The organism is Marinifilum fragile (assembly GCF_963677365.1).
In the GTDB taxonomy this organism is placed as follows: Bacteria; Bacteroidota; Bacteroidia; order Bacteroidales; family Marinifilaceae; genus Marinifilum; species Marinifilum fragile.
The window spans coordinates 2,853,071-2,877,738 of sequence record NZ_OY781962.1; the positions used below are offsets into that span (position 1 = coordinate 2,853,071).

General features: G+C 35.8%; 21 protein-coding genes. 2 read left to right on the plus strand and 19 right to left on the minus strand.

What is annotated here, in order from left to right; all coding sequences use genetic code 11:
* Position 1 precedes the first annotated feature (1 nt).
* The 6 genes from ACKPCA_RS11320 to ACKPCA_RS11345 form a co-directional block, all read right to left on the minus strand.
* The gene (locus tag ACKPCA_RS11320; RefSeq protein WP_321279214.1) at positions 2 to 538 is read right to left on the minus strand and encodes an ATP-binding protein; all 537 of its coding nucleotides are present in this window, start codon (positions 536 to 538) and stop codon (positions 2 to 4) included.
* Complete coding sequence (locus ACKPCA_RS11325; protein WP_321279215.1) at positions 535 to 1,278, minus strand: PHP domain-containing protein; 744 nt, start codon at positions 1,276 to 1,278, stop codon at positions 535 to 537. Before ACKPCA_RS11325 ends, ACKPCA_RS11320 begins: the two co-directional genes overlap by 4 nt.
* A gap of 99 nt (positions 1,279 to 1,377) precedes the next feature.
* Positions 1,378 to 1,719 (minus strand): DRTGG domain-containing protein, encoded by a 342-nt coding sequence (locus ACKPCA_RS11330; RefSeq protein WP_321279216.1) that lies wholly within the window; start codon positions 1,717 to 1,719, stop codon positions 1,378 to 1,380.
* A gap of 4 nt (positions 1,720 to 1,723) precedes the next feature.
* The gene (locus ACKPCA_RS11335; RefSeq protein ID WP_321279217.1) at positions 1,724 to 3,091 is read right to left on the minus strand and encodes a [Fe-Fe] hydrogenase large subunit C-terminal domain-containing protein; all 1,368 of its coding nucleotides are present in this window, start codon (positions 3,089 to 3,091) and stop codon (positions 1,724 to 1,726) included.
* Positions 3,092 to 3,505, minus strand: coding sequence for an ATP-binding protein (locus tag ACKPCA_RS11340; protein WP_321279218.1), 414 nt, complete (start codon positions 3,503 to 3,505; stop codon positions 3,092 to 3,094).
* A 9-nt stretch (positions 3,506 to 3,514) separates the two neighbouring features.
* Complete coding sequence (locus ACKPCA_RS11345) at positions 3,515 to 3,862, minus strand: hypothetical protein (RefSeq protein ID WP_321279219.1); 348 nt, start codon at positions 3,860 to 3,862, stop codon at positions 3,515 to 3,517.
* A gap of 369 nt (positions 3,863 to 4,231) precedes the next feature.
* Here ACKPCA_RS11345 and ACKPCA_RS11350 point away from each other — a divergent pair, with 369 nt between their 5' ends.
* Positions 4,232 to 4,987, plus strand: a complete 756-nt coding sequence (locus ACKPCA_RS11350; RefSeq protein ID WP_321279220.1) for a hypothetical protein — start codon at positions 4,232 to 4,234, stop codon at positions 4,985 to 4,987.
* A gap of 205 nt (positions 4,988 to 5,192) precedes the next feature.
* On the opposite strand, the gene ACKPCA_RS11355 is transcribed toward ACKPCA_RS11350, so the two are convergent.
* The 11 genes from ACKPCA_RS11355 to ACKPCA_RS11405 all read right to left on the minus strand — a co-directional run bounded on the left by ACKPCA_RS11355 (position 5,193) and on the right by ACKPCA_RS11405 (position 17,972).
* Positions 5,193 to 7,373 carry a S46 family peptidase gene (locus ACKPCA_RS11355; RefSeq protein WP_321279221.1) on the minus strand — a complete coding sequence of 727 codons (2,181 nt, stop codon included), beginning with the start codon at positions 7,371 to 7,373 and terminating at the stop codon, positions 5,193 to 5,195.
* Positions 7,374 to 7,399: 26 nt separating this feature from the next.
* Positions 7,400 to 7,978: a Maf-like protein gene (locus ACKPCA_RS11360; RefSeq protein WP_321279222.1), complete on the minus strand. Its 579-nt coding sequence runs from the start codon at positions 7,976 to 7,978 to the stop codon at positions 7,400 to 7,402.
* A 58-nt stretch (positions 7,979 to 8,036) separates the two neighbouring features.
* Entirely contained in the window at positions 8,037 to 8,990 is a 954-nt protein-coding gene (locus ACKPCA_RS11365; protein ID WP_054716211.1) for a UbiA family prenyltransferase, read from the minus strand.
* 95 nt (positions 8,991 to 9,085) lie between these two features.
* On the minus strand, positions 9,086 to 9,613 hold the full coding sequence (locus ACKPCA_RS11370; RefSeq protein ID WP_054716208.1) for a KdsC family phosphatase: 528 nt from the start codon (positions 9,611 to 9,613) through the stop codon (positions 9,086 to 9,088).
* A gap of 21 nt (positions 9,614 to 9,634) precedes the next feature.
* The gene (locus tag ACKPCA_RS11375; protein WP_321279223.1) at positions 9,635 to 10,420 is read right to left on the minus strand and encodes a Rossmann-like and DUF2520 domain-containing protein; all 786 of its coding nucleotides are present in this window, start codon (positions 10,418 to 10,420) and stop codon (positions 9,635 to 9,637) included.
* Positions 10,421 to 10,424: 4 nt separating this feature from the next.
* Positions 10,425 to 10,925 (minus strand): hypothetical protein, encoded by a 501-nt coding sequence (locus ACKPCA_RS11380; protein WP_054716202.1) that lies wholly within the window; start codon positions 10,923 to 10,925, stop codon positions 10,425 to 10,427.
* A 552-nt stretch (positions 10,926 to 11,477) separates the two neighbouring features.
* Positions 11,478 to 12,671 carry an OprO/OprP family phosphate-selective porin gene (locus tag ACKPCA_RS11385; RefSeq protein ID WP_321279224.1) on the minus strand — a complete coding sequence of 398 codons (1,194 nt, stop codon included), beginning with the start codon at positions 12,669 to 12,671 and terminating at the stop codon, positions 11,478 to 11,480.
* A 180-nt stretch (positions 12,672 to 12,851) separates the two neighbouring features.
* Positions 12,852 to 13,883 (minus strand): hypothetical protein, encoded by a 1,032-nt coding sequence (locus ACKPCA_RS11390; RefSeq protein WP_321279225.1) that lies wholly within the window; start codon positions 13,881 to 13,883, stop codon positions 12,852 to 12,854.
* 359 nt (positions 13,884 to 14,242) lie between these two features.
* Entirely contained in the window at positions 14,243 to 15,958 is a 1,716-nt protein-coding gene (locus ACKPCA_RS11395; RefSeq protein ID WP_321279226.1) for an acyl-CoA dehydrogenase family protein, read from the minus strand.
* 44 nt (positions 15,959 to 16,002) lie between these two features.
* Positions 16,003 to 17,022, minus strand: coding sequence for an electron transfer flavoprotein subunit alpha/FixB family protein (locus ACKPCA_RS11400; protein ID WP_321279227.1), 1,020 nt, complete (start codon positions 17,020 to 17,022; stop codon positions 16,003 to 16,005).
* Positions 17,023 to 17,096: 74 nt separating this feature from the next.
* Positions 17,097 to 17,972, minus strand: coding sequence for an electron transfer flavoprotein subunit beta/FixA family protein (locus ACKPCA_RS11405; protein WP_321279228.1), 876 nt, complete (start codon positions 17,970 to 17,972; stop codon positions 17,097 to 17,099).
* Between the two features lie 479 nt (positions 17,973 to 18,451).
* Here ACKPCA_RS11405 and ACKPCA_RS11410 point away from each other — a divergent pair, with 479 nt between their 5' ends.
* Positions 18,452 to 19,918, plus strand: coding sequence for a carbon starvation CstA family protein (locus ACKPCA_RS11410; RefSeq protein WP_321279229.1), 1,467 nt, complete (start codon positions 18,452 to 18,454; stop codon positions 19,916 to 19,918).
* 26 nt (positions 19,919 to 19,944) lie between these two features.
* Here the strand turns inward: ACKPCA_RS11410 and ACKPCA_RS11415 are convergent, their stop codons facing one another.
* Both ACKPCA_RS11415 and rpoC read right to left on the minus strand, forming a co-directional pair.
* Positions 19,945 to 20,271 carry a DUF3467 domain-containing protein gene (locus ACKPCA_RS11415; RefSeq protein ID WP_054716181.1) on the minus strand — a complete coding sequence of 109 codons (327 nt, stop codon included), beginning with the start codon at positions 20,269 to 20,271 and terminating at the stop codon, positions 19,945 to 19,947.
* 134 nt (positions 20,272 to 20,405) lie between these two features.
* Complete coding sequence (gene rpoC / locus ACKPCA_RS11420) at positions 20,406 to 24,668, minus strand: DNA-directed RNA polymerase subunit beta' (RefSeq protein ID WP_321279230.1); 4,263 nt, start codon at positions 24,666 to 24,668, stop codon at positions 20,406 to 20,408.

Here is a 24,668-nt window from a genome sequence, read left to right on the forward strand (position 1 = left end):
ATTATAATGTGTTTAGGTTCTCTTTAATCATTTCCTTTAAGTATCGCATGATATTCGGATCTGAAACCGGCATATCATCCAAAACTTCCTTTACTTCTTTTGTATCAAAAATATATTCACCCCCATCGGTAATATGCGTGTAAACAAAATCCATTTCAGGATTTGCCCCAACCAACAAGACCATTGTTCCTGCTATATCTCCTAATGCAGGTCGATCAAGGTGCTTGTGTGAAAAAGTTGCTTTCAACTCAGTACCAACCCCTACCTTAGATGATATCTCCATCTTTCCTCCTGTCATTTCAGCATTTTGCTTTAACAATGACAATCCCAAACCTACTTTACGTGTAGTTCTGGTTGTAAAAAAAGGATCAATCGCTTTAGCCAATATCTCTTCAGACATTCCAAAACCATTGTCTTTAATCGAGATTGAAAACAAGTCCTCTTTCTGACTTTCGGTAATTTTCAATTCAACCAAAGATGCTTCAGCTCTCACTGAATTTTGGATGATATCCATTATGTGCATCGACAAATCTTTCATTCTTCAATCTCTACTTTTCGACCTTCTTCTAATCTCAACGCTTTTCTTACTTCACAAAAACTTAATTCTTCCATAAAGAAATTGGTCCACGTATTTCCGACATTTTCTATATAATGAGCATCCGAACTTTTAATAAAGTTGTACTTGCTCAAATACTTATTCTTTTTTAAGAACTCTTCTTTTGTTATATGATGAGAGAGTTCCAATGCATCAACATTCAAATCCGGAGGTAAAAATCCTAGCTGACTGATAATGCTGTTCATCATCTTATTAATATGAGCGGGAATAAACAACCCTTCCAATTCGTGAACTTTTCTTTCAATTTCTTCTATACTTTGATTCAATCCTGAAATCAAAAGGCATTCTATTTCATCGATAATCTCCTCTTTCTCGTTTACCACTACCTGATATCCAAACTTATTCTCGTCATTAGGTATTTTTGGCAAATGCTGATCTAAGTATTTCTGAAATTCAGAAAGCTTTTCCTCATTCTCAAAAAAGCACAAGCAATGTACCTCTTCTTTGGTTGTTACCTCTGCTCCCATCAAAATCATAATTCCTTCCTTTGCTGCCAATTCTTTAATTAGCGGTGCGTGCAAAGTTGAATTGTGATCGGTTATTCCCAATATGTCAATACCACATTCTTTGGTTTTTTGAACAATATTCACCGGACTCATCTCCAAGTCTCCGCAGGGAGATAAAACAGTGTGCGTATGCAAATCTGCCCGGTATTTGTTCATCTATTTCTAATTATTAGCAATTTGTCAGATGGAAGCCACAAGATTAAAATAATTATTGTCCTACTATTTAATAATTATTTTAATCATGCTTGTTTCATTCTACTTTGCCTGATTTATGATTTCATATAATTTCCCAGTCAGTTCAAAAGCTTCCTCCTCTGAAGAAAGAATTGGAATTCCTTCCTCATTACTTTGTTCCAAAGTATCTGCTTCAGGCTCATATCCTTTTACCAAAACAATAGCTGCTAATTCTTTTAAAGAGGCAATTGCCATGATATTTTTATGAGTTTGCAATGTTACCCAAACATGGTTTTCATCTGCATTTCCCATAACATCGCTTAACAAATCCGAAGTATAACCTCCTTTAATTTCACGATTCAATCCATTTGCTCCTGAACAAACTTTCAGTCCTAACTTTTCAACTATATCTTGTACTATCATAATACTAATGATCGTTTAAATTCTTTTTTTCAAACCTGCTTTTACCCCAAGTATCTTCTGAAATATCAAATGATTCTTGAGGAGATATCAAACCTTCTTTGGTTAACATCTTTTGAAGAAAAACACATTGTGTCATTTTAGCCTTCCCCTGAACCACATCCTCTGCCAAAGCCTGACAGCGTGGTGCTCCACAAGCTCCACAATCGATTCCGGGAAGAACTTTCATAATGCGATTAATTTTCTTCATTTTCTTCATGGCAACCATCATATCCGAATCTAAACTTAAAATCGATCGTGGTTCCACTTTATTGATTGAGATGTTTTCCTGCAAATATGGCTTATACAGGTCAATCTCTCTTTCGGGCAATATCGTTGGCTTGTTTCTATGATACCAAGCTGCACGTTTTCTCAAACGTTCAATCGCAAGAAAACGATTCTCCGTTGCCAGTACACCACCAGCACAAGAGTGATCACAAGCTCGAAGTTCCAAAAAGTCGACATCCGTTATTTCTTCGTTCTCTAACTTTTCCAAAACTTCAATTACATTATGAATCTCATCAATAGCCAAACACCTTCCTGAGTATCTGGATGCCTCCCCTGTTGTTAACGTCCAACCAATGCTTCGTCGAGACATGTGAATATTTTCCGGATATTTTTTAGTTTCCTTATTACTATTCTTAATACTCAACAAAACCTTATTGTAAATGAAGTCCATATTAATAACTCCATCTATTAAAGATTCTTCTTCTCCCACAGGACTTTTTACGGCAGCAATTTTTGCCGCACAAGGAGTCACATAAAAAATTCCTATTTCTTCCTTAGAATAGCCTTTATCTTCTAGTTTCTTGCGATAAAACTGAGCAGAAATATCAATTACAGGCTTTAAGCGAATAATATTGTCAACTAAAGCTGGGAATTTAACCTGTATTAAACGAACTATGGCAGGGCAAAAACTTGAAATAAAAGGTCTCTCCTGGTGATGCTTGTGCATGAATTTTTTAGTGGAATCAATTAACACATCTACGGCGCCATCTACCTCATAAACATGAGTAAATCCAAGATTTTTAATTTCATTATAGATTTGAACCTCTGAAACATCATCAGGAAATTGTCCAAGTAAAACAGTAGGTAAAAGAGCTACTCTTTGTTTATAGTTAAAGATTTGAGTAAAATCATCTTGCTCGACAATTATAGCATTAACAGGGCATGCTTGTAGGCATTCACCACAATCAACGCAAGCATTTTTATTTATATCAGCAGTACCATTTTTAACACGTATAGCGGCAGTTGGGCATACGTTCATACAGTGTGTACATCCAATACACACTTCATCAACTACCTTTAATGCGTGATAAAAATGAGTTTGCTCCATCTATCCGAAATAATTTATGATTTCAACTTCTGTACCTACATCAACCTTGCTAGTAATGTTCATTTTATCAGAATTTCGCTTGATGTTTGGCAATCCCATTCCAGCACCAAACCCCATTTCTCTTACCTGTGGTGTAGCTGTAGAATATCCTTCTTGCATGGCCTGATCAATATCAGGAATTCCAGGACCTTTATCTTCAATCTTTACGATAATTTTGTCAGTATCAATATCCACATTCATGCAGCCTTCAAAAGCATGAGCCACAACATTAACTTCTGCCTCATATAATGAAACAACTGTTCTTTTTATAATTTTAGGATTTACATTTAGCTGTTTAAGGATTTTTTTCACTTCGCTTGAAGCTGATCCTGCTTTAGAAAAATTACCGCCTTCTATTGCAAACTTAAATTCCATTCTCGTCTATTAATACACAGGCTGTAAACCTATCTCGTTTAAAATTGAACAAGCACTGAACATTGAATGACCACATTCAAGTAAAGTCATTTCATTCTCACATGCCAACTGTTTCATTTCCTCTGTTGCCTTCTTATCTCTTACAAACAAAATGAAAGATATATCAGACATTTCCGATGTACGAATGGTCTGCAGATTATTTAAACCTGTTATTAAAAGAAGATTTTCTGTATCTATTGTTAGTACATCACTCATTAAATCCGAAGCAAATCCAAATTGAATTTCGTGATCCATATTACTGCTTCCACAAATAACACGCGCATTAAGTTTATCAACCACATCTGCTACTTTCACCATTATCGCAGTATTAAGTTATGTTTATCTTTTCAGTCTTTCTTAACGGCACTAAGATAAGAATTTGAGGTATATTAATAAATGATATTTAAAGGAATAGATTTATTTTAATCAAATACATAATTAGTCTAAATAATACCCCATAAACTATCAATTCTAAATAAAAATACGATCTTGTTTTTAAGCCTTAGTTCTCAGAATCTATTTAAAAATTAAGATTAAACTATAAGTTTGTTATTATTAGGTAGGAGATTTTTTTTAAGTATATTCGCCTTATAGCTGGATACACTTTGCTCATTTAGCAAATTATTTCTTTAATTAATGGGGAGAAAAACACAACATATACTGGTCTTTATTCAAGATCAAAATTATATGAGAAAGGCAATAGTGCATGCATTTAAGCTAGCATCTATATTTAAAACAGAGGTAGCATTTGCCCAAATTTCAAAAAACGCTTCCAATAATAAATTGCCAATAAGTTTAATTGATGAGCTGAATACGGAAAACATAGCTTACAAGGAAATATCATTGGGAAACCTGGCGATTGAACCCAATAATACTATTCAGCAACTTGAAGCCATTTTTATTGTTACGGAATTTGCAAAAGGTAAACTTTCTGCGATTAAACAGAATGAGGTTTTCACTTATTTATACAAGGCCAAAATCCCAAGCATTTTGCTAGGAGAAAAAAGCGAGGAAAAGTGTAATTACCAAAATATTACTGTGCCTGTTGATTTCAAAAGAGAAACAAAAGAAAAAATGATATGGGCAAGCTATTTTGGACGCTTTAATCAGGCAGTAATTCATTTATTTGTTGCCAACCACAAAACTGAATCAGCTCAAAGAAAAATTAAGGCTACACTAATTTTTACCAAGAGAATGTATGAGCAATTCAATTTTGATTATAAAATTGTAAAATCAGAGAGAAGTAGTAACTGGTTGAAACAAGATGCCTATTCGTTTTCTGAACAATTCCACTCTGATTTAATTGTTCTGTTATCTCAAAAAAATAATGGATTATTAAACAAATATTTTGGTCCTGCTGAGATTAAAAAACATTTGCGTAATAATAAAAACCCAATTCTTTTTATTAATCCATTAAAGGATTATTACCTACCGTGCAATTAGTTAGAAAAAACAGATTGAACCTGTAAACCCATAATCTCTAAAGAAGATTAGTAATTTCTAAAATAGAATATTAACTTTAGGGTAATTATTACAAACAGACAAACAACATCAACTTTAGTTTTCTTTTCATGTCTGTTTAATTATCAAACAAAAAAAGGAATTACCCAATCGGTAATTCCTTTTTTGTTAATATATAAAAATGACCTTATCTTACAATATTCATTTCATCAAGTAAATAACCTGCTCCAGCAAACTTATCTACAATAAAAAGAACATATCTGATATCAAGAGATACATTTCTACAAATTTCAGGATCATACATCAAATCAGACATCACACCTTCCCAGGCACGGTCGAAATTCAACCCAATTAACTCTCCATTTGCATTCAAAACCGGACTACCTGAATTACCTCCAGTAGTATGATTGGTAGCTGCAAAACAAACTGGCATTTCACCTTTGGCATTTGCATAATCACCAAAATCTTTTGAGTCATAAAGATCTCTTAATTTTTGAGGTACATCGTAATCGAAAATTTCAGGATTATCTTTTTCTATGATTCCATCCAGTGTTGTGTAATGAGCATAGCTTACAGCATTTCTTGGTTTATAACCAGACACTTTACCATAATGAACTCGGAAAGTTGAATTTGCATCAGGATAAAATACCTTTTCTGGTTGCATTTCCATTAAACCTGCCATATATGTACGTTGTAGCTTATCAATCTGATCCATGATTTTATTGTAATCAGGAGCTATTTTAGAGCCATAGAAAAAGGAGATGTCACTTGATAATACAAACAAAGGATCCTTGCTTAATTTTTTAGCTTGAGAAACTTTATAATTATCAATGAACTGATCTAATTTAGCTTGACTGGCAAATATCGATTTTGCAAATGCTTTTTCTGCAAACGCCTCAAAATCACCTTTGTATTTTTGCTTGATATTCTTTATCTCCTCAGGTAAAAATTCATCAGATAAATTTTCACTATACATTTTTAAAGTAGCTGCCAGTAATTTTTTCTCTGTTGGCAGGTTGAAATTCTTAAAGAATTTTGCACTTTCTTCCTTTAATTTGTATAATTCAGGTTGAATCTTTTCTGAATCCTCTTTCTTAAGAGTTGATAGAGTTTTGAATTTACCAGCCAAATCTACAGTTTCAGCTCCTCTAAATCCAGCTTCCATTGCATAATCTCGAGCTAAGCTAAGTGGAGTTACCTGGTTGTAATATGCTTTCATTTTAGCCAGAATACCAGCATATTTCTTCTTCAATTCAGGAGTAGAGTTTGCCCACTCTTCAAATTTCTTCTCAAGAGCCTCTTTCTTCTCAATTGCATTCAATCGATTCAATCCTTTAATTTCACCTTGCCATCTTTTCCAAGAGTTAGCAACACCAGCATATTTAGCCGAATATTGAATTCTAACCATTGGCGAAGCATCCATATCTGCACGCATCAAATCCAACTTCTTGGTTCTGATTTTGATTTTATGAGGATTATCAACCTCTGTCATCATTTTTAAAGCATAAGATGTCAGGTATTCTGTTGTTGTTCCAGGGTATCCAAAAACCATGGTAAAATCATCCTGATTTACTCCTTTTAATGAGATTTTGAATGACTGTTTAGGCTTTAAAGGCACATTATCTTTTGAATACGAAGCAGGCTTATTGTCTTTTCCTGCATAGATTCTGAACATTGAAAAGTCACCAGTATGACGTGGCCACATCCAGTTGTCTGTATCACCACCAAACTTACCAATGGCTGAAGGAGGAGCTCCTACCAAACGCACATCCTTAAAGATTTCGTATACAGCCATGAAGTACTGATTACCGTTGAAATAAGCCTTCACACTTGCTCTGTAGTTAGTATCTTTTTCCGCCTCCTCTACAATAGCTTTAGTGTTTTTCTTAATCAACTTCTGACGATCAGATTCCTTCATGTCATTAGTTACACCATCCAATACCTTTACTGTAACATCAGCCATACGAATTAAAAATGAAGCTGTAATTCCTTCATTTGCCAATTCCTCTTCACGACTCATGGCCCAGAAACCATCTTTTAAGTAATCATGCTCAAGGGTTGAATGTGATTGGATTGCACCATATCCACAATGGTGATTCGTAATCATCAAGCCTTGGTCTGAAACCAATTCCCCGGTACAAAAGTGATGGAATGGTCTTCCCTCTCTCCCAAGTCCAACCACAGCATCTTTTAAACATGCCTGGTTAATGTCGTAAATATCCTCTGCAGTTAACTTGAAACCAGCTTTCTGCATGTCTTCAATATTGTACTTCTTTAAAAGCATTGGAATCCACATTCCCTCGTCCGCTTTCACAGTGCTTCCTATTAGCAATAATGCTGATAAAAGAAGCAAGCTAATCTTTCTCATAATGGTCTATGTTTTAGTATAGTTGTTTAAAATCTTGTTAACTCTGCATATAATCTTTGAATTGGCAAACCTACAACATTAAAGTATGATCCTTCAATCCCATCAATGCCAATAAATCCAATCCATTCCTGAATGCCATATGCTCCAGCTTTATCGAAAGGCTTATAATTATCGATGTAATAATCTATTTCTTGTTTTGACAACTCCTTAAAATGAACATTGGTGGTAGTGGCAAAACTTACTTTTTTACCTTTACTTTTTAAGCAAACTCCACTAATTACCTGATGCGATCTACCAGATAGTTCACTTAACATCTTAAATGCATCTTCTCTATCTTTAGGTTTTCCAAGAATCCAATCATCAATACAAACAATGGTATCCGCAGTAATTACCAATTCATTATTTGTAAAATTAGATTCAAATGCAGAAGCTTTCAATTCCGCCAAGTAAACAGGTATTTCTTCCGGTGACAATCCTTCAGGATAAACCTCATCAACCTCCTTGGTTCTAATTTCAAATTCTAATCCCAATTCTTTCAACATTTGATGTCTACGTGGAGATTGAGAAGCTAATATTAAATGATAATCTTTAAGATTATTCAACATGGTTCTATTAATTATGAGTTATAAATGATCAATTATGAATTACTTTCATAACTAATCTTTATAATTTTTCGACAATATAATTGACAACAAAGGCATAAGATATTCCTGCCAAAAAAGCGAATCGAAGTAAAAATTTGCCCAGTTTAAATAGGTCACCTTCTTTAAATTTAACTACTTGATATGCTAATAAAATCAATGGCAGAATAATAAGTATGGTAAAATACCAAGGCGTAATTTTATCCATAGGCGCATTTAAGAATTGATACCAAACCCCAAAAACTGATGCAGATAAAAATAATATCAATACTACAATAATCACTTTTGCCCATTTCAAACCAATAACAACTGGTAAGCTTTGTCTTTGAATTTCTTTATCTCCTTTTAAAGAAAGCATATCCCGGATAAATTGACCGATCAGCACTCCAAAAAATGCAAAAAACGAGAATGCTCCAACCCAATACAGTAAATAATTGAAATTTGTTTTTGAGGCCAGTAAAACATCTGCATAAGTTTTATTCAAAGGCGGTATTTCATAAATAACCACCAATAATGGAACTGCTGCTGCAACCATTGCCATAAGTAAACTTCCCAAGAGAAAATAGTACTTGTAAGAGGTTGAATAAAACCAAAGCAAGCCTCCAGCCATAAAAAAAATGAAAACAAACTGCCAATGTCCTACACTATAGGATACATATCCGCCAAGCAAAATTGAAATACCAGTTAATACCTGATGCATTACCAAAGCAATTCTTCTGGTAATTTTTCTTCCTACAATTACATCCTTTTTGTTAAAACGATCAGCCTTTGTATCAAAATAATCGTTAATAATATAGCCAGCAGCAGCCATACAAACTGTGGCCAAAACCAGCATGGCAAATTCAACATCGGAAAACTGTAGCTTAATACTATTAATCCCCAAGATTGGTTCTATAATAAAATACCGCATTACATACTGAACCAATGCTATAATTAGTAGGTTTGGAAAACGAATTAGTTTCAAAAAATTACTCATGATTTTAGCTTTTTACCGAATCCATATCTCATTTGTAACTATCCATTATTATACTCAAGGTATTATTCATTGATAATTACTAATTCTTAATTGTATTAGATGCTTTGTATGTTTGTATCAGATTCGTACCACTTTGAGTGTGCTCTTAACACCTGCTCAATTACATCACGCACACATCCGCATCCTCCATCTTTATCTGATATGTAATTTGAAATGGCTTTAATTTGTTCAACTGCATTTGCAGGACAAGTAGGAACCCCAATTCTCTTCATCACCTCAAAATCAGGCAAATCATCACCCATATACATGATGTGATCTGGATCTAAATTGTGTTTGGCAATAAAATCTTCAAAATCTTTAATTTTATTCTTCGAAGCCATGTAAATGTCGGTCATCCCCAAACCGCGGTAACGCTTTTCAACCGCATCAGAAAAACCACCGGTAATAATAGCTACAGGATAGCCTTTCTTAATTGCATACTGAATAGCATAACCATCCTTAGTATTGGCAGTACGCAACATTTCACCATTGGAGTCAATCACAATCGATTCGGTTGAAAGTACTCCATCAACATCAAAAATGAAAGCCTTAACTTTCATTAAATCTTCCTTAAAAAAAGCCATATTTTATGTGTGTAAATTGTTCTATTTCTTCTCTGAATGCATCTTAAAAATGCTTTCACTGACAAATCTATATAATTTTTGAAAATCAGGTAAATCTTTTAACTCATTCTCATGTTTTGCTATGATTTCTTTGTCGAACCGGATGGCAGGTCCGGTTTGTGCAGATAAAGGATCTAGTTCCTGCACCTTTTCAGCAGTTTCCTTGATGAGTGGTTTCAACAAATCAAAATCTACATCCTTCTCTGCCAACAACTTTTGCCCTATGCTGTACATGTGATTGGCAAAGTTACAGGTAAATACCGCCGACAAATGCAATTGTTTTCTTTGCTCAGAATCGATAAGATGAATATTATTTGAGATTCTTTCTGCCAACTCCATCAAGTCCTCTTGTAAACCCAAATTATTGGATTCAATGCAAATGGGAATATTTGAAAAATCAACCTTTCGATCTTTAGAGAAGGTTTGTAGTGGATAAAAAACTCCGTAACATTCCGCATAATTATCAAACACATCCATAGGAATACTTCCTGCGGTATGAACTACATTGCCAATTGGAATTGATAACTGATCTAATACAGGCTGCAAAGCTTTATCGCTTAAGGCAAAAATGTACAAATCTGCATCTACAGCCAGATTCTTCACTTCTGTTAGCGAAGTAGAACTCACTTTCTCTGCCAAAACAGAAGCCGACTGCATGGTTCTGCTATATACCTGAAGGATTTTTACTCCCGCTTCATGTAATGCAATGGCCAATTGTGTAGCCAAATTTCCTGCTCCCAGAATTACAACTTTATTAATCTTACTCATAGCTTTATTTTATGCCCAATTCCTCGGGTGATGCAGCGATCTTCTTCAAAGGAACTTTTCCCTTGTCAATCATTCCAAACAATTTGTGGCAACCTTTTACCAAATCTTCATACATATCCTCGGCCACCAATACCAGTCTGTCATCTAAAAAATCGAGATGATCTGCTTCTTCTGGTTGATTGGCTCTTGAACAAAGCAGTAAAGATTTACTTGGCACAAAGGAATGTGTTAGCTGGTTTCTTAACTTATCGTACAACCAATGATCTTTATTTACGGCTCTATAATCATTCCCCATAAGGATATTTAATGATTTTGAGAATCGTTTTGATGATTGGGCACGAGCTTTTAATGGTTTGTTATCCATAAAGCATCCCAGCGCCTCAATAGCTTGTCCCATAACGATAAACGAAAAGAAATAGAATCCTTCCTTCTGAAGTCGTCCTATTTCATCAATAAAAATCCTTTTAATAAATTCTTTTTCTTGTTCGGCTTGCGATTTATCCATGTAGCAAATATACAGATATTATCGAATTGCATTAACTCCAATGCAGAACCACTGAGCTCCGATTTCGAGGTTATTTTTGTTGATATCGCAGAAATGGGGACGTTTGGAAAGTATTCGGAGCAATTTGAAAACATCGGCGAGATGTTATGGATTTTACAAAATCGTATTTTTTATCGGAAAAGACCTTTTGAAAGCCTCAACACAACTTAAAGTTCCAAATCAGCACTTGTCTGAAGGGAAACACAATTAAAATGGACAAATCAGGATTGATTTGTTAAGAAAACAAGGCTTCGATTGCTAAAAAAGGCCTGTTGTAAACTTAAACAAGCCTGCGAGAGCATAAATCATATGTGAAAAACAGGAAAACACGATTGCAAAGCTGAAATCAGGTGTAATTTTACATAAAAAAATGTTTTACTCTTCAAACAACCTTGTTTAAACATTGCAATCGTGTTTTATGATTTTTTTAGTTAATAGTTCCATTTAAATAGGGACTTTGAGCCCCAATGAATCCAACAAAAAATGCTGTCTATTTAAGACAGCATTATATCCTTAGAATGAAAACTGTAAACGAGTTTGAATCATGTTAAAGTTTTCTTCTCCGTTTAAGGCATTCTCATCCAAATCAACATTTGTAAAGTGGAATTTTACCAATACATTGTGATTCACATACCAGGTACCACCAACAGTAATGTCCTTTTGCTTACCTCCCATAATCAAAGCATCCCTATCGTTTAAATCGGTTTGGTTGTAACGCGCCAAAAGTTCAACCGAACCCGGGCCTGGTTTAGCCAAACGAGCAGATTTCATTTTGTATTTATAGTTTCCTCCTTTTACAAGCCATCCAACTTGTGTATAGAAACCTTTCGCAGAATAATCTTCGAAGGTCGACTTGCGATTCACCTTAGCAGAAATATATTCTCCTTGAATGGAAATAGGACCTGAAGCTGCAATCATTTCAACTCCTAGTTTACACTGACTTTCTGCATTAGAAACTTTTGCATCAATAAATCGGCGCTTCTCAATATGTGTAGCAGCTCTTGAACGATAACGAATCGATTTGGGATTTTCTTCACCTAACTCATTGAATCCAGTTGCATCGGCAGTTCTGTAAATTCCAGACATACCAATATGAAACAATCCACCATCTGTTTGAATAGGGGCAAATACAAATCGAGAGGTTAAACCATATCCTTCATCACCTTCAGTTTTGTTATTGGTATCGCTACCAAACAATCCGGTTTCCAAGAATATCTTTTTACTCCAGGTTGCATAAGAGAATCCTAAATTTCTTCCTGGACGGAAAGCTTCAATCGTACTTGCTGCATGCATAAACTTGGTTGTTTTCGAACTTTCGGTTTGCTCAATCCCAAATGGTTCCAAAAAATGTCCTGCTCGCACAAAACTGTTTTTGTTGATTTTATACATCAACCAAACATCTTTAAGCGAAACCTCTCCGTCGGCAAAACCAATATTAATTTTTGCATTCCATTTTTTCCAAAGATCAGCCTTCAACAATAAACGAATATCTCTTACTTCCGATCCAGATCCTAAATCAGTTTTATCATCAAAATAAGCTGCGGCATCCATGTAAACACGACCACCTACACCAAATGAAAACTGCCCATCATCAGTTGCCATTTTTATTGACCCATTGCTTACACTTACTTTTAAGTCATTAGAATTTTGTGCGAATAAACTTCCTGCCAGAAATAAACAGAAAGTAATTAGGTAGTACTTTTTCATTGTTGGTTGTTTAGGGTTATTTATTTGTAGTTCACAATGTAACAAATTGTAATGTTAGATTAAGAATAAATTATACCGATTACCATTTAAATGGTAGTATATTTTTAGCCTGCAAAAATACAAATAAAAAAAAATGGACAGGCTAAGGCCTGTCCATCAATTATGATCATATCAAAATTCTTAAAACTTAAACTCAAGATTTACATATAATAATGAGTTGTTATCGATACCCTCTTGCTTAAAGTTATAACCTTGGTAATTGAAAGCCATCTTTACATTTTTTACTGGAGCATACTGAACACCTGCAGTAATAGCACTACCATTCTTAGCATTCCATTTTTCAGTTTCGCCTTCCAAAGTATTTGATGTTAAGTAATCGTATCTTCCAAATACTTCCCATTTTTTGTCGAATGCATAAGTAGAGTAAACTGATAAACCTTCCATATCATGATCTTCAGCAACTTTCGAGTACTTTGTACCATTGGTCAACATATTGTATTCAGCTGCCAATTTGAATTTATCTGAGAATTTATATCCTGCAAAGAACGCTAAAGCTGATACAGTTACATCATCTTCATTTCCTCCTTCATCAACAACTTTTGCTGAATTGGCATCAGCGTATACTTTAGCAATAAATCCTTTTTTCTCGTAGATTAAACTTGCTCCAACCTTTTGCTTGCCATCTTCGTCTTGTACTTTTTTATAACCTTCACCATTGATCACAAAAGCATTTGCAGAAAAACCATCGCTTAATTTAAAGTTAGCATTGATACCTAAATCAGCACTTGAACCGAAACCATACTGGTCGTTAAACGATTTCATGATATAACGGTATCCCCAAAATTTTTCTTGTTCTTTGAATTGTACAGTTCCAATCATACCCAAAGAAACCTTAACAGCCGATGAAGCTTTCCACTCCAATTGTGCTTTTTTCAAATAAGCAGTATAATCGCTACCTCCTTCGTTCTTGCCTACATCTAATGTAATACTAGCTTTTAAGCCTTTAGCAATGTTATAATCGTATCCAAAGTAAGCTCTATTAATTTCAAAGCTACTTTCCTGATCTGTACCATCAGACATATCGTAATGATAGTTAAAAAATACCTTTCCATTTACTTTACCCGATGGAGTAAACTCTGATTTGTCTTGTGCTACAGCAGCAAATCCTAAAAATAGTGCCAAAGCACTAACAAATAATTTCTTTCCTTTCATTTGGTTTGTTTTAGTAGTATGTAATCTTAATGCAATTAAGTCGACATATTTTCTTAATAACTGCGGACAAAACTAATTCCTTTCAGAAAAATAGCAGGAAAAAATATTTTAAGGAATCGTTAATTCAAGTTAACGATGAATTAACATTAGCTAAAACCCATTGTTTTCGGGAAAGAGAATAATACCGATTATTAATTAATATGCGACATTTGTTCATATTACTCCAATTGCCTAATTAATTATATATCGGCATTTCAATTTAATATTTCACAGTTTCGCTTACACACTTTGAGATTTAAATGGTATAAAAAAAGAGGTTCCCAATAAGGAAACCTCTTCACATTAAGTCTTAAACTTTATTATTTTTTGAAAATACCTAGATCTTTCAATTCTGAAGATTTGATGTATTCAAGGTAAGAAGCAACTTTTGCTTTTCCCATTTTAACGAATACTTCACAAGATGCATGGTATTTGTCATTTCTTGTAGTATCAGTCAACAACAAGTATCCCATGATAATGTAACCAGCCATTTCAACCAAACGACGAGCATGGAAATCAAGGAAATCGTTGTGATCTGCAGTAGCGTTAATTTCATTTACTTTTGCCACAGCTTCTTCATATCTAGCAGTCATACCTTTCAAAGTAGTTCTTAGGTATTCGTACTGAGGATTCAATTCAGATGCTTCGTACTCCTTAATCTGTCCAAGATATGCACCTGTGGTTACCCCACGAATTGCAGCAACTACCTGTAATTGAGTAGTTCCTTCGTAAATATTTGTAATACGTGCATCACGAACCAAACGCTCGATTGGGTAATCTTTCATATAACCCGAGCCAGCGTGAATCTGCAATGAATCGTAAGCAATTTCGTTACAGAATTCAGAAGCGAACAACTTTAATAATGGAGTGAATACATCAGCTAATTTCTGATATTTCTTCATATCCATTTTCTCATCTTTATCTAAAGATCTTTCTTGAGAAATGTGGAAGTATGCTTTGTAAACATCAACAAAACGAGATGTTTCGTATAGAACAGAACGAGAAGCATTTAATTTGGCTTCCATGTTAGTAAGCATTTCGTAAACCGCAGGGAATTCAATAATTGCTTTACCAAACTGACGGCGTTCTTTAGCGTAAGCCAAACCTTCACGGTAAGCAGCTTCAGCAATACCTACTGACTGAGCACCTACACCTAAACGAGCACCGTTCATTAGAGACATTACGTATTTGATCAATCCCATTTTACGAGAACCAACCAATTCTGCAGGAGCATTGGTAAATACCAACTCACAAGTAGGAGAACCGATAATACCCATCTTGTGCTCGATACGACGCACTTTAACAGCCATGTGTTTCTTGTCGTAAATAAACATAGAAAGACCACGACCATCTGAAGTTCCTTCTTCAGAACGAGCCAATACTAATGAAACATCACCATCACCGTTGGTAATAAAACGCTTCACTCCGTTTAAATACCACTGATCTTCTGATGCATTATAAGTAGCCTTCAACTGTACAGCCTGAAGGTCAGAACCAGCATCCGGCTCAGTCAAGTCCATTGCAGCAGTAGCACCTTTAGCAAAACGTGGAAGGTATTCAGCTTTTTGCTCTTTTGAAGCAAATTCGTGAATGGTTTCAGCACAATCCTGAAGACCCCAAATGTTTGCAAAACCACCATCAGCACGAGATACCAATTCAGCAGCCATTACGTAAGGTACAATTGGGAAATTCAATCCATCGTACTCACGTGGAAGAGACATACCAATTAAACCAGCTTTTGTTAAAGCTTCGTGGTTTTCAGCAGTACCTTTTGCATAGATTACACGGTCGTTTACAACCTGTGGACCTTCCTGGTCAACACCTTCAGCATTTGGTGCGATGATATCACCACAAATTTCACCTACAATCTCCAATGTGCGATCGTAAGAATCCATTGCATCCTCAAAATCAAGAGGAGCATAATCATACTTGTCTTTATCTTCGAAGTTGCGCTCTTTAAGTGCAACAATTTTTTTCATTAGAGGATGCTCCAGGTGGAACTTCATATCCTCATTATCTCTATAGAAATTAGCCATTTCTCTTTTCTTCTTTTGATGTTAATAATTTAAGCGAGTAACAATTACTTGGTATTTTCCTTGTACTGCTTAATCATTTTTGGAATTACAGTCGCAACATCACCTGTAATTACGTAATCCGCGAAAGCGTTAATTGGTGCATTTTTATCGGTATTGATCGCAATTACCATTGCTGATTCTTCCATACCTGCAGTGTGCTGAATCTGACCTGAGATACCGCAAGCGATATACAACTTAGGACGTACAGTAACACCAGTTTGACCAATTTGACGTTCGTGAGAAGCAAAACCAGCATCAACAGCAGCACGTGAAGCACCTACTTCACCACCAATTACTTCTGCCAATTCAGTTAACATGTTGAAGTTCTCTTTAGAACCAACACCATAACCACCAGCTACAATAATACCAGCGTTTTTGATGTTAACTTTTGACTTCTCCATGTGACGCTCGATTACCTTAACCACAAAGTCTTCTGGCTTCACATATTTTTCTACATCGATATTCTTAACTTTTCCTTTGTATGCATCAGAAAGAATTTCTTTCTTCATTACACCCTCGCGAACAGTTGCCATCTGTGGACGACAATCAGGGTTGATAATGGTAGCAACAATATTACCACCAAATGCAGGGCGAATTTGATACAACAAATCTTTGTATTCTTTCTTGTTTTTCTTGTCTTCGTGATCGCCAATTACAAGACTAGTACAGTCAGCTGTAAGACCAGAGTGAAGAGCTGAAGAAACACGAGGTCCCAAATCACGACCGATGCTTGTAGCACCCATCAAAGCAATTTGTGGTTTTTCTTCATCAAATAATTTCACCAAGATTGAAGAGTGAGGAAGAGTGGTATATGGATACAAGCGTTTGTCATCAGCAACCCAAACCTTATCAACACCATAAGGCATAATTTGCTTCTCCACACCTTTTAATTCATGTCCGATTACGATAGCTTCTAACTCACACTTTAAATCGTCAGCTAGCTTTCTACCTTTTGTAAGAAGTTCAAGACTCACATCTGCAACCTGACCTTCTTCTATTTCGCAATATACAAATACGTTATTCACGGTTTCAATTTTTTAAATTTCACTTTGTTTGTACAGGCTTTCCATCCCCTGTACAGATGTAGCATGCTACGCCTCTACCCAATAGTGTGATTAGCAATTAATTCTTTCATTAACTCACCCATATCAGCATCGGTTGGTTCAAGAACCTTAGCTTCTTTAGCTTGGAAAACTACGTTTTCGATCGTTTTCACCTTTGTAGGAGACCCTGATAATCCAAGTTCTTCTGCATTGGTATCGATATCGTTTACACTCCATTCGCCAATATTTAGATATGGACGATTGTTGTGTAATGCGATATAATCTTCATCAGCATTTTGCATTTCAGAAACCGCTCTTGCATGCTTGTATTTCATAACGAATTTAGCGTTGCGTGGACGACATTCAGGAGCTGAAGCATTAACAGTAACAACCATTGGCATTTGACCTTCAACAGTTTCAACACCTCTCTCTAAACGACGCTTCACAACAATATTACCTTTTTCTGCAGATACAATGTCTTCTGCATAAGTGATTTGAGGTAATCCTAGTTTTTCAGCAACCTGTGGTCCTACCTGTGCAGTATCACCATCAATTGCCTGACGACCAGCAATGATAATATCAATTTTACCCATTTTCTTAAGGGTACATGATAAAGCGTATGAAGTAGCCAATGTGTCAGAACCTGCAAATGCGCGGTCAGACAAAAGGATACCATTGTCGGCTCCGCGGTACAGACCTTCACGGATAATTTCCGCAGCTCTACCTGGTCCCATGGTTAAAAGAGTAACTTCTGTGCCTTCGTACTTATCTTTCAAACGTAACGCTTGTTCCAATGCATTCAAATCTTCAGGGTTGAAGATTGCCGGCAAAGCCGCTCTGTTCACAGTTCCATCCGCTTTCATAGCATCTTTCCCAACATTTCTAGTGTCAGGAACCTGCTTCGCAAGAACAACAATTTTTAAACCTTTCATTCTATATGTGTTTTACATCAGTTTTGACGTTAATTTATTGAGATACCTCGAAATAAAATAATGACTCTTTATTCTGTATCTAAGTAAATCAACTAATCACTAATTATTATTTCTATATTCAGGTTTGCTCATTTTACCATTGAATTCGTAAAATTCAGAGCTTAGCAAATATAAAGATTCGAATACTTAAAACAAATCTTAATTGCGTACACAAAACCTTTCATAAAAGACTTATTAGTCCTTTATTATTTTACAAGATCACAGTCTCTTAGAATACTACTATTTATCAGTGATTCTCGATATAATTTACGCAAAGGATAAATGATAATTTCAAAACTATCAAGCTTTTAATAAAGAAATAAATCGCTTATTAATCATGGATGAAACCCATCCTCTAAGCTATCCTCGCTATTTAATGTTGATGTTCAATGATTCAATCTATTAAAAATCGCTAATTTTGATGCAAACCGATTATTACTATGATTACATTCTTATCTGCAATATTAGCTCTCGTTATTGGCTATTTTGTTTACGGCAAATTTATAGAACACTTCTTTGGAGCCAATGATAAAATTAAAACCCCTGCTGTTCGACTTGAAGATGGTGTAGATTTCATTCCTATGCCTACCTGGAAAATGTTTACCATTCAGTTCTTAAATATCGCAGGATTAGGTCCTATTTTTGGAGCAATACTAGGCGCTATGTACGGTCCTGTTGCCTACATCTGGATCGTTTTTGGCTGTATTTTTATGGGTGCTGTACATGATTATTTTTCGGGGATGCTTTCCATTAGAAACGATGGTGCGAGCTTACCTGAAATTGTAGGTAAATATTTAGGAATAATTGCCAAAGTTATTCTAGCAATCATCACATTTGCATTATTAATAATGGTTGGTGTAGCCTTTGTAACAGGTCCGGCAGGATTATTAAAGGATTTAACTGGTGGAGGTTTGCATTATTGGCTTTATGGAATCTTTGGATATTACTTACTTGCAACCTTACTTCCAATCAATAAAATTATTGGTAAGATTTATCCAATTTTTGGAGCTGCATTATTAATCATGGCCTTTAGTATAGCGGGTATCATGCTATATAATGGTTTTAATGGAAGTTTTCACCTGAATGAGCTATCTGTTGACCAGTTAAAAAATATGCATGTTAATCCCACTCAAAACATCCTGTATCCAATGATGTTTATTGTAATATCCTGTGGGGCAATTTCTGGATTTCATTCTACACAGTCACCTATGATGGCACGCTGCATGCGTAAAGAAAGCTATGGTCGTCCTGTGTTTTTTGGTGCCATGATTGCTGAAGGAATTGTAGCGATCATCTGGGCTACCGCTGCAATGAACTATTTTGGATCAGCAAGCGATTTAAATAGTACAATTGCCTCTGGTCGTAATCCAGCTTGGGTAGTTAATGAAATTTGTAATACATGGCTAGGACAAGTTGGAGCTATTTTCGCCATTGTTGGTGTAATTGCATGTCCTATTACAACTGGAGATACCGCTTTCAGAAGTGCCCGATTAATGATTGCAGATTTTTTTAAACTGGAACAAAAATCTTTGAAAAGTAGATTAATAGTATCCATTCCGCTTTTTGTATTGGGATTTATCCTTTCTCAACTTAGCTTTGGAACGATCTGGAAATTCCTAGGTCTTTTTAATCAATTTCTATCCATGGTAATGCTTTGGACAGCGGCAATGTATTTGGTAGAAAAGAAGAAAAATCACTTCATTATTAGCATACCTGCAACATTTATGACGGCGATATGTGCAACATTTATTCTAGTTGCCCCAAATAAAAATGGAGGATTGGCAATTGATACAAACATAGGCTACACAATTGGAATTGTGATCGCCTTGCTAGTATTTTCATGGTTTCTGGTTGCAGCTCATAAAAGAAGCGTAAAACAATCGATATTAAAACTATCTGAAATATAAAAAAAGGAAGCGAAATGCTTCCTTTTTTATGCCTGTCCTGTTGGCCCAAAATTCATTGGAATCACTGGCCCTTGTGGCCCATTATTTTCTTCCACATTTTTAATTGGTCCATTCATACTTTCAAACTTATGAATATTATCTTGCAGGGCTAATAATAGACGTTTTGCATGTTCAGGAGTCAAGATAATTCTTGATTTTACATCTGCTTTAGGCACTCCTGGCATCACTCTAACAAAGTCTACAACAAATTCAGAGCTAGAATGTGTAATTACAGCTAAATTAGAATAAGTTCCTTGTGCTACTTCTTCCGTTAATTGAATATCTATTTGTCCTGAAGGCTTTTTATCACTCATAATGTATCTATTTTTATTGATTTCTTATCTACTCTGGTAAAATTAGGAAATTAATTTTGAATGTCCTGCCAATTCTAAACAATAAAAAAGGGTGTTTCCAATGGAAACACCCCTTAATATTTAGAGTCCTATATTTAGAATTCTGATTTATTGTCAAGAAGCTTTTCGTACTCTTCTTTCGCTCCTACTACAACATCTTTGTATTCTCTTAAACCTGTACCTGCAGGAATCAAGTGACCACAAATAACGTTCTCTTTCAGACCTTCTAATTTGTCCATTTTACCGCTAATCGCAGCTTCATTCAACACTTTAGTTGTCTCCTGGAACGATGCAGCAGAAATGAAACTCTTAGTTTGAAGAGCAGCTCTTGTAATACCTTGCAAGATCTGAGTAGAAGTTGCAGCGATAGCTTCACGAGCTTCAACAAGTTTCATATCACGACGCTTCAAGATAGAATTTACATCTCTTAGTTTTCTTGCAGTTACAATCTGCCCTGCTTTCAACTCGTCAGAATCACCTGCATCAACAACAACCTTCATTCCGAAAATTTCATCGTTCTCACGCATAAATTCCATCTTGTCGATAACTTGTTTCTCCAAGAACTTAGTATCTCCCGGATCATCAATAACTACCTTACGCATCATCTGACGAACGATAATCTCAAAGTGCTTATCGTTAATCTTCACACCCTGCATACGGTATACATCCTGTACTTCGTTCACGATATATTCCTGAACTTTTGTAGGCCCTTTAATCGATAAAATATCGGCTGGTGTTGTAGCACCTTCTGATAATGGAGTACCCGCTCTTACATAGTCGTTCTCCTGAACAAGAATTTGTTTTGAAAGAGGTACCAAGTACTTCTTCACATCACCTGTTTTGGTTGTAACAACAATCTCACGGTTACCACGTTTGATTTTACCAAATGTAACCTCACCATCAATCTCAGAAACAACAGCAGGATTAGATGGGTTACGAGCCTCAAACAACTCAGTAACACGTGGCAGACCCCCGGTGATATCACCTGCCTTACCAAGAGCTCTAGGAATCTTAACAAGAGATTGACCTGCAATAACCATCTCACCTTCGTTCACAGAAATGTGAGCACCAACTGGTAAGTTGTAAGATTTTAATATCTCACCACTTGAGTTCAAAATCTTAACACTTGGGTTTTTAGTCTTATCCTTAGATTCTACAACTACTTTCTCAGCAAAACCAGTTGCTTCATCAGATTCCTCTTTAAATGTAACACCTTCAATTAAGTTATCGAAAGTAACCTTACCTGAGAATTCAGTAACGATCATAGCATTGTATGGATCCCACTCACAAATTAAGTCACCTTTCTTAACATCCTGACCATCCTTGATATACAATTTAGATCCGTAAGGAATTGTATGTGTAGTCAAGGTAATGTTTGTGTTTTTATCGATGATACGTAATTCAGCCAAACGACCAATTACAACATCATACTTATCTCCTTCTTTAGGAGTATGTTCTACAGTTCTTAATTCTTCGAATTCCGCGTAACCATCGTATTTCGATTCAACAGAGTTTTCAGCAGAAACGTTACCTGCGGTACCCCCTACGTGGAAGGTACGAAGTGTAAGCTGTGTACCTGGCTCACCAATCGACTGAGCTGCAATAACACCAACCGCCTCACCTTTCTGAACAGCCTTACCTGTTGCAAGGTTACGTCCATAACATTTCGCACAAACACCTTGTTTAGATTCACAAGTAAGTACTGAACGAATCTCTATGCGTTCAATCGGAGAATTTTCAATTTTTTGAGCAATCTCTTCAGTAATCTCAACTCCTGATTTCACTATTAAATCACCTGAAATTGGGTGATATACATCATGTACAGTAGTTCTACCAAGAATTCTTTCGCTTAGAGATGCAACAACTTCTTCCTGATTCTTAATCGCTGTAGCAGTAAGACCTCTCAATGTACCACAGTCTTGTTCATTAATGATAACATCCTGTGCAACATCAACCAAACGACGTGTTAAGTAACCCGCATCGGCTGTTTTCAATGCCGTATCCGCAAGACCTTTACGAGCACCGTGAGTAGAAATAAAGTACTCCAATACAGAAAGACCTTCCTTAAAGTTCGAAAGAATCGGGTTTTCAATAATTTGACCACCAGTAGCACCTGATTTCTGAGGTTTTGCCATCAGACCACGCATACCACCCAACTGACGAATCTGCTCTCTAGAACCACGAGCTCCAGAATCAAGCATCATGTAAACCGAGTTAAATCCTTGATTATCGGCAATCAACTGGTTCATCAATGTTTGAGTCAAATTAGCGTTAACATGTGTCCAAATATCAATAATCTGATTGTATCGTTCATTATTGGTAATGAAACCCATGTTATAGTTAGCCAACACTTCTTCAACTTGTGCGTAACCTTCAGCAACAAGATCTTCCTTCTCAGCTGGAACAATAACATCAGACAAGTTAAACGAAAGACCACCTTCAAATGCTTTGCGGTAACCTAAATCTTTGATATCATCCAAGAATTTCGCACAGGCATCAACCCCACATTTCTTGAATACATATCCAATAATATCACGAAGTGCTTTTTTAGTAATCAACTGATTAATAAAACCAGCTCCCTCAGGAGTAAATTGATTCAAAATGATACGACCAATAGTAGTTTCAATAATAGTATCTACCAATTCATCATTTTCATTCAAATCCTTAACTTTCACTTTAATCACAGAGTGAAGATCTACAGCTTTCTCATTGAAAGCAATCATAGCCTCTTCTGCTGAATAGAAAGTTAATCCTTCCCCTTTGCTTCCTTTTCTAGGCTTGGTAATGTAGTAAAGACCCAATACCATATCCTGAGAAGGAACAGTAACTGGTGCACCATTAGCAGGGTTCAAGATATTGTGCGAACACAACATTAACATTTGAGCCTCTAATACTGCTTCGTTACCAAGTGGCAAGTGAACCGCCATCTGGTCACCATCAAAGTCGGCGTTAAACCCAGTACATGCAAGTGGGTGTAGACGAATTGCTTTACCCTCGATCAATTTAGGTTGGAATGCCTGAATACCCAAACGGTGAAGAGTAGGAGCACGGTTAAGAAGAACCGGATGTCCTTTCAGTACATTTTCCAAGATATCCCAAACTACAGGATCTTTTCTATCTACAATTTTCTTAGCTGATTTTACAGTTTTTACAATACCTCTCTCAATCAATTTACGGATTACGAAAGGCTTGTACAATTCCGCTGCCATGTCTTTTGGAAGACCACATTCATGCATTTGCAAGTCTGGTCCTACAACAATTACCGAACGAGCAGAATAGTCAACACGCTTACCCAACAAGTTTTGACGGAAACGACCTTGCTTACCTTTCAATGAGTCTGAAAGAGATTTTAAAGGACGGTTATTTTCTGTCTTAACCGCATTAGATTTACGTGAGTTATCAAATAATGAATCAACTGCTTCCTGAAGCATACGCTTCTCATTACGCAAGATTACTTCCGGAGCTTTGATTTCAATTAATCTTTTTAAACGATTATTACGAATAATTACTCTACGATACAAATCGTTCAAGTCTGAAGTTGCAAAACGTCCACCATCCAATGGTACCAATGGACGAAGTTCTGGTGGAATCACAGGAACAACTTTCACAATCATCCATTCAGGATTATTTACTCCTTGTGACTCACGGAAAGCTTCAACTACTTGCAAACGCTTTAATGCTTCATTTTTACGTTGCTGCGAAGTTTCTGTATTTGCTTTGTGACGCAAGTCGTATGATAATGAATCAAGATCTAAACGACCTAACAAACTATACAAAGCTTCCGCTCCCATTTGAGCAATAAACTTATTTGGATCATCATCATCCAAAAATTGATTTTCCATTGGAAGTTCGTCAAGAATATCCAAGTATTCTTCTTCCGTTAGAAAATCTAAATATTTAATACCATCAGCTGATTTAACCCCTGGATTAATTACTACGTATCTTTCGTAATAAATAATTGAGTCAAGCTTTTTGGTAGGTAATCCTAAAAGATAACCAATTTTGTTTGGTAATGATTTGAAGTACCAGATATGCGCAACAGGAACAACCAACTGAATGTGTCCCATTCTTTCGCGTCTAACCTTTTTTTCTGTTACTTCAACACCACAACGGTCACAAACAATACCACGATAACGGATACGCTTGTACTTACCACAATGACACTCATAATCTTTAACGGGACCGAAAATTCTTTCACAGAATAATCCATCACGTTCCGGCTTATAAGTACGATAATTGATGGTTTCAGGCTTTAAAACCTCTCCACTTGATCTTTCAAGAATTTCTTCTGGAGAGGCAAGACTGATAGAGATTTTTGTAAAATTGCTCTTTACTTGTTTATCTCTTCTGAATGCCAT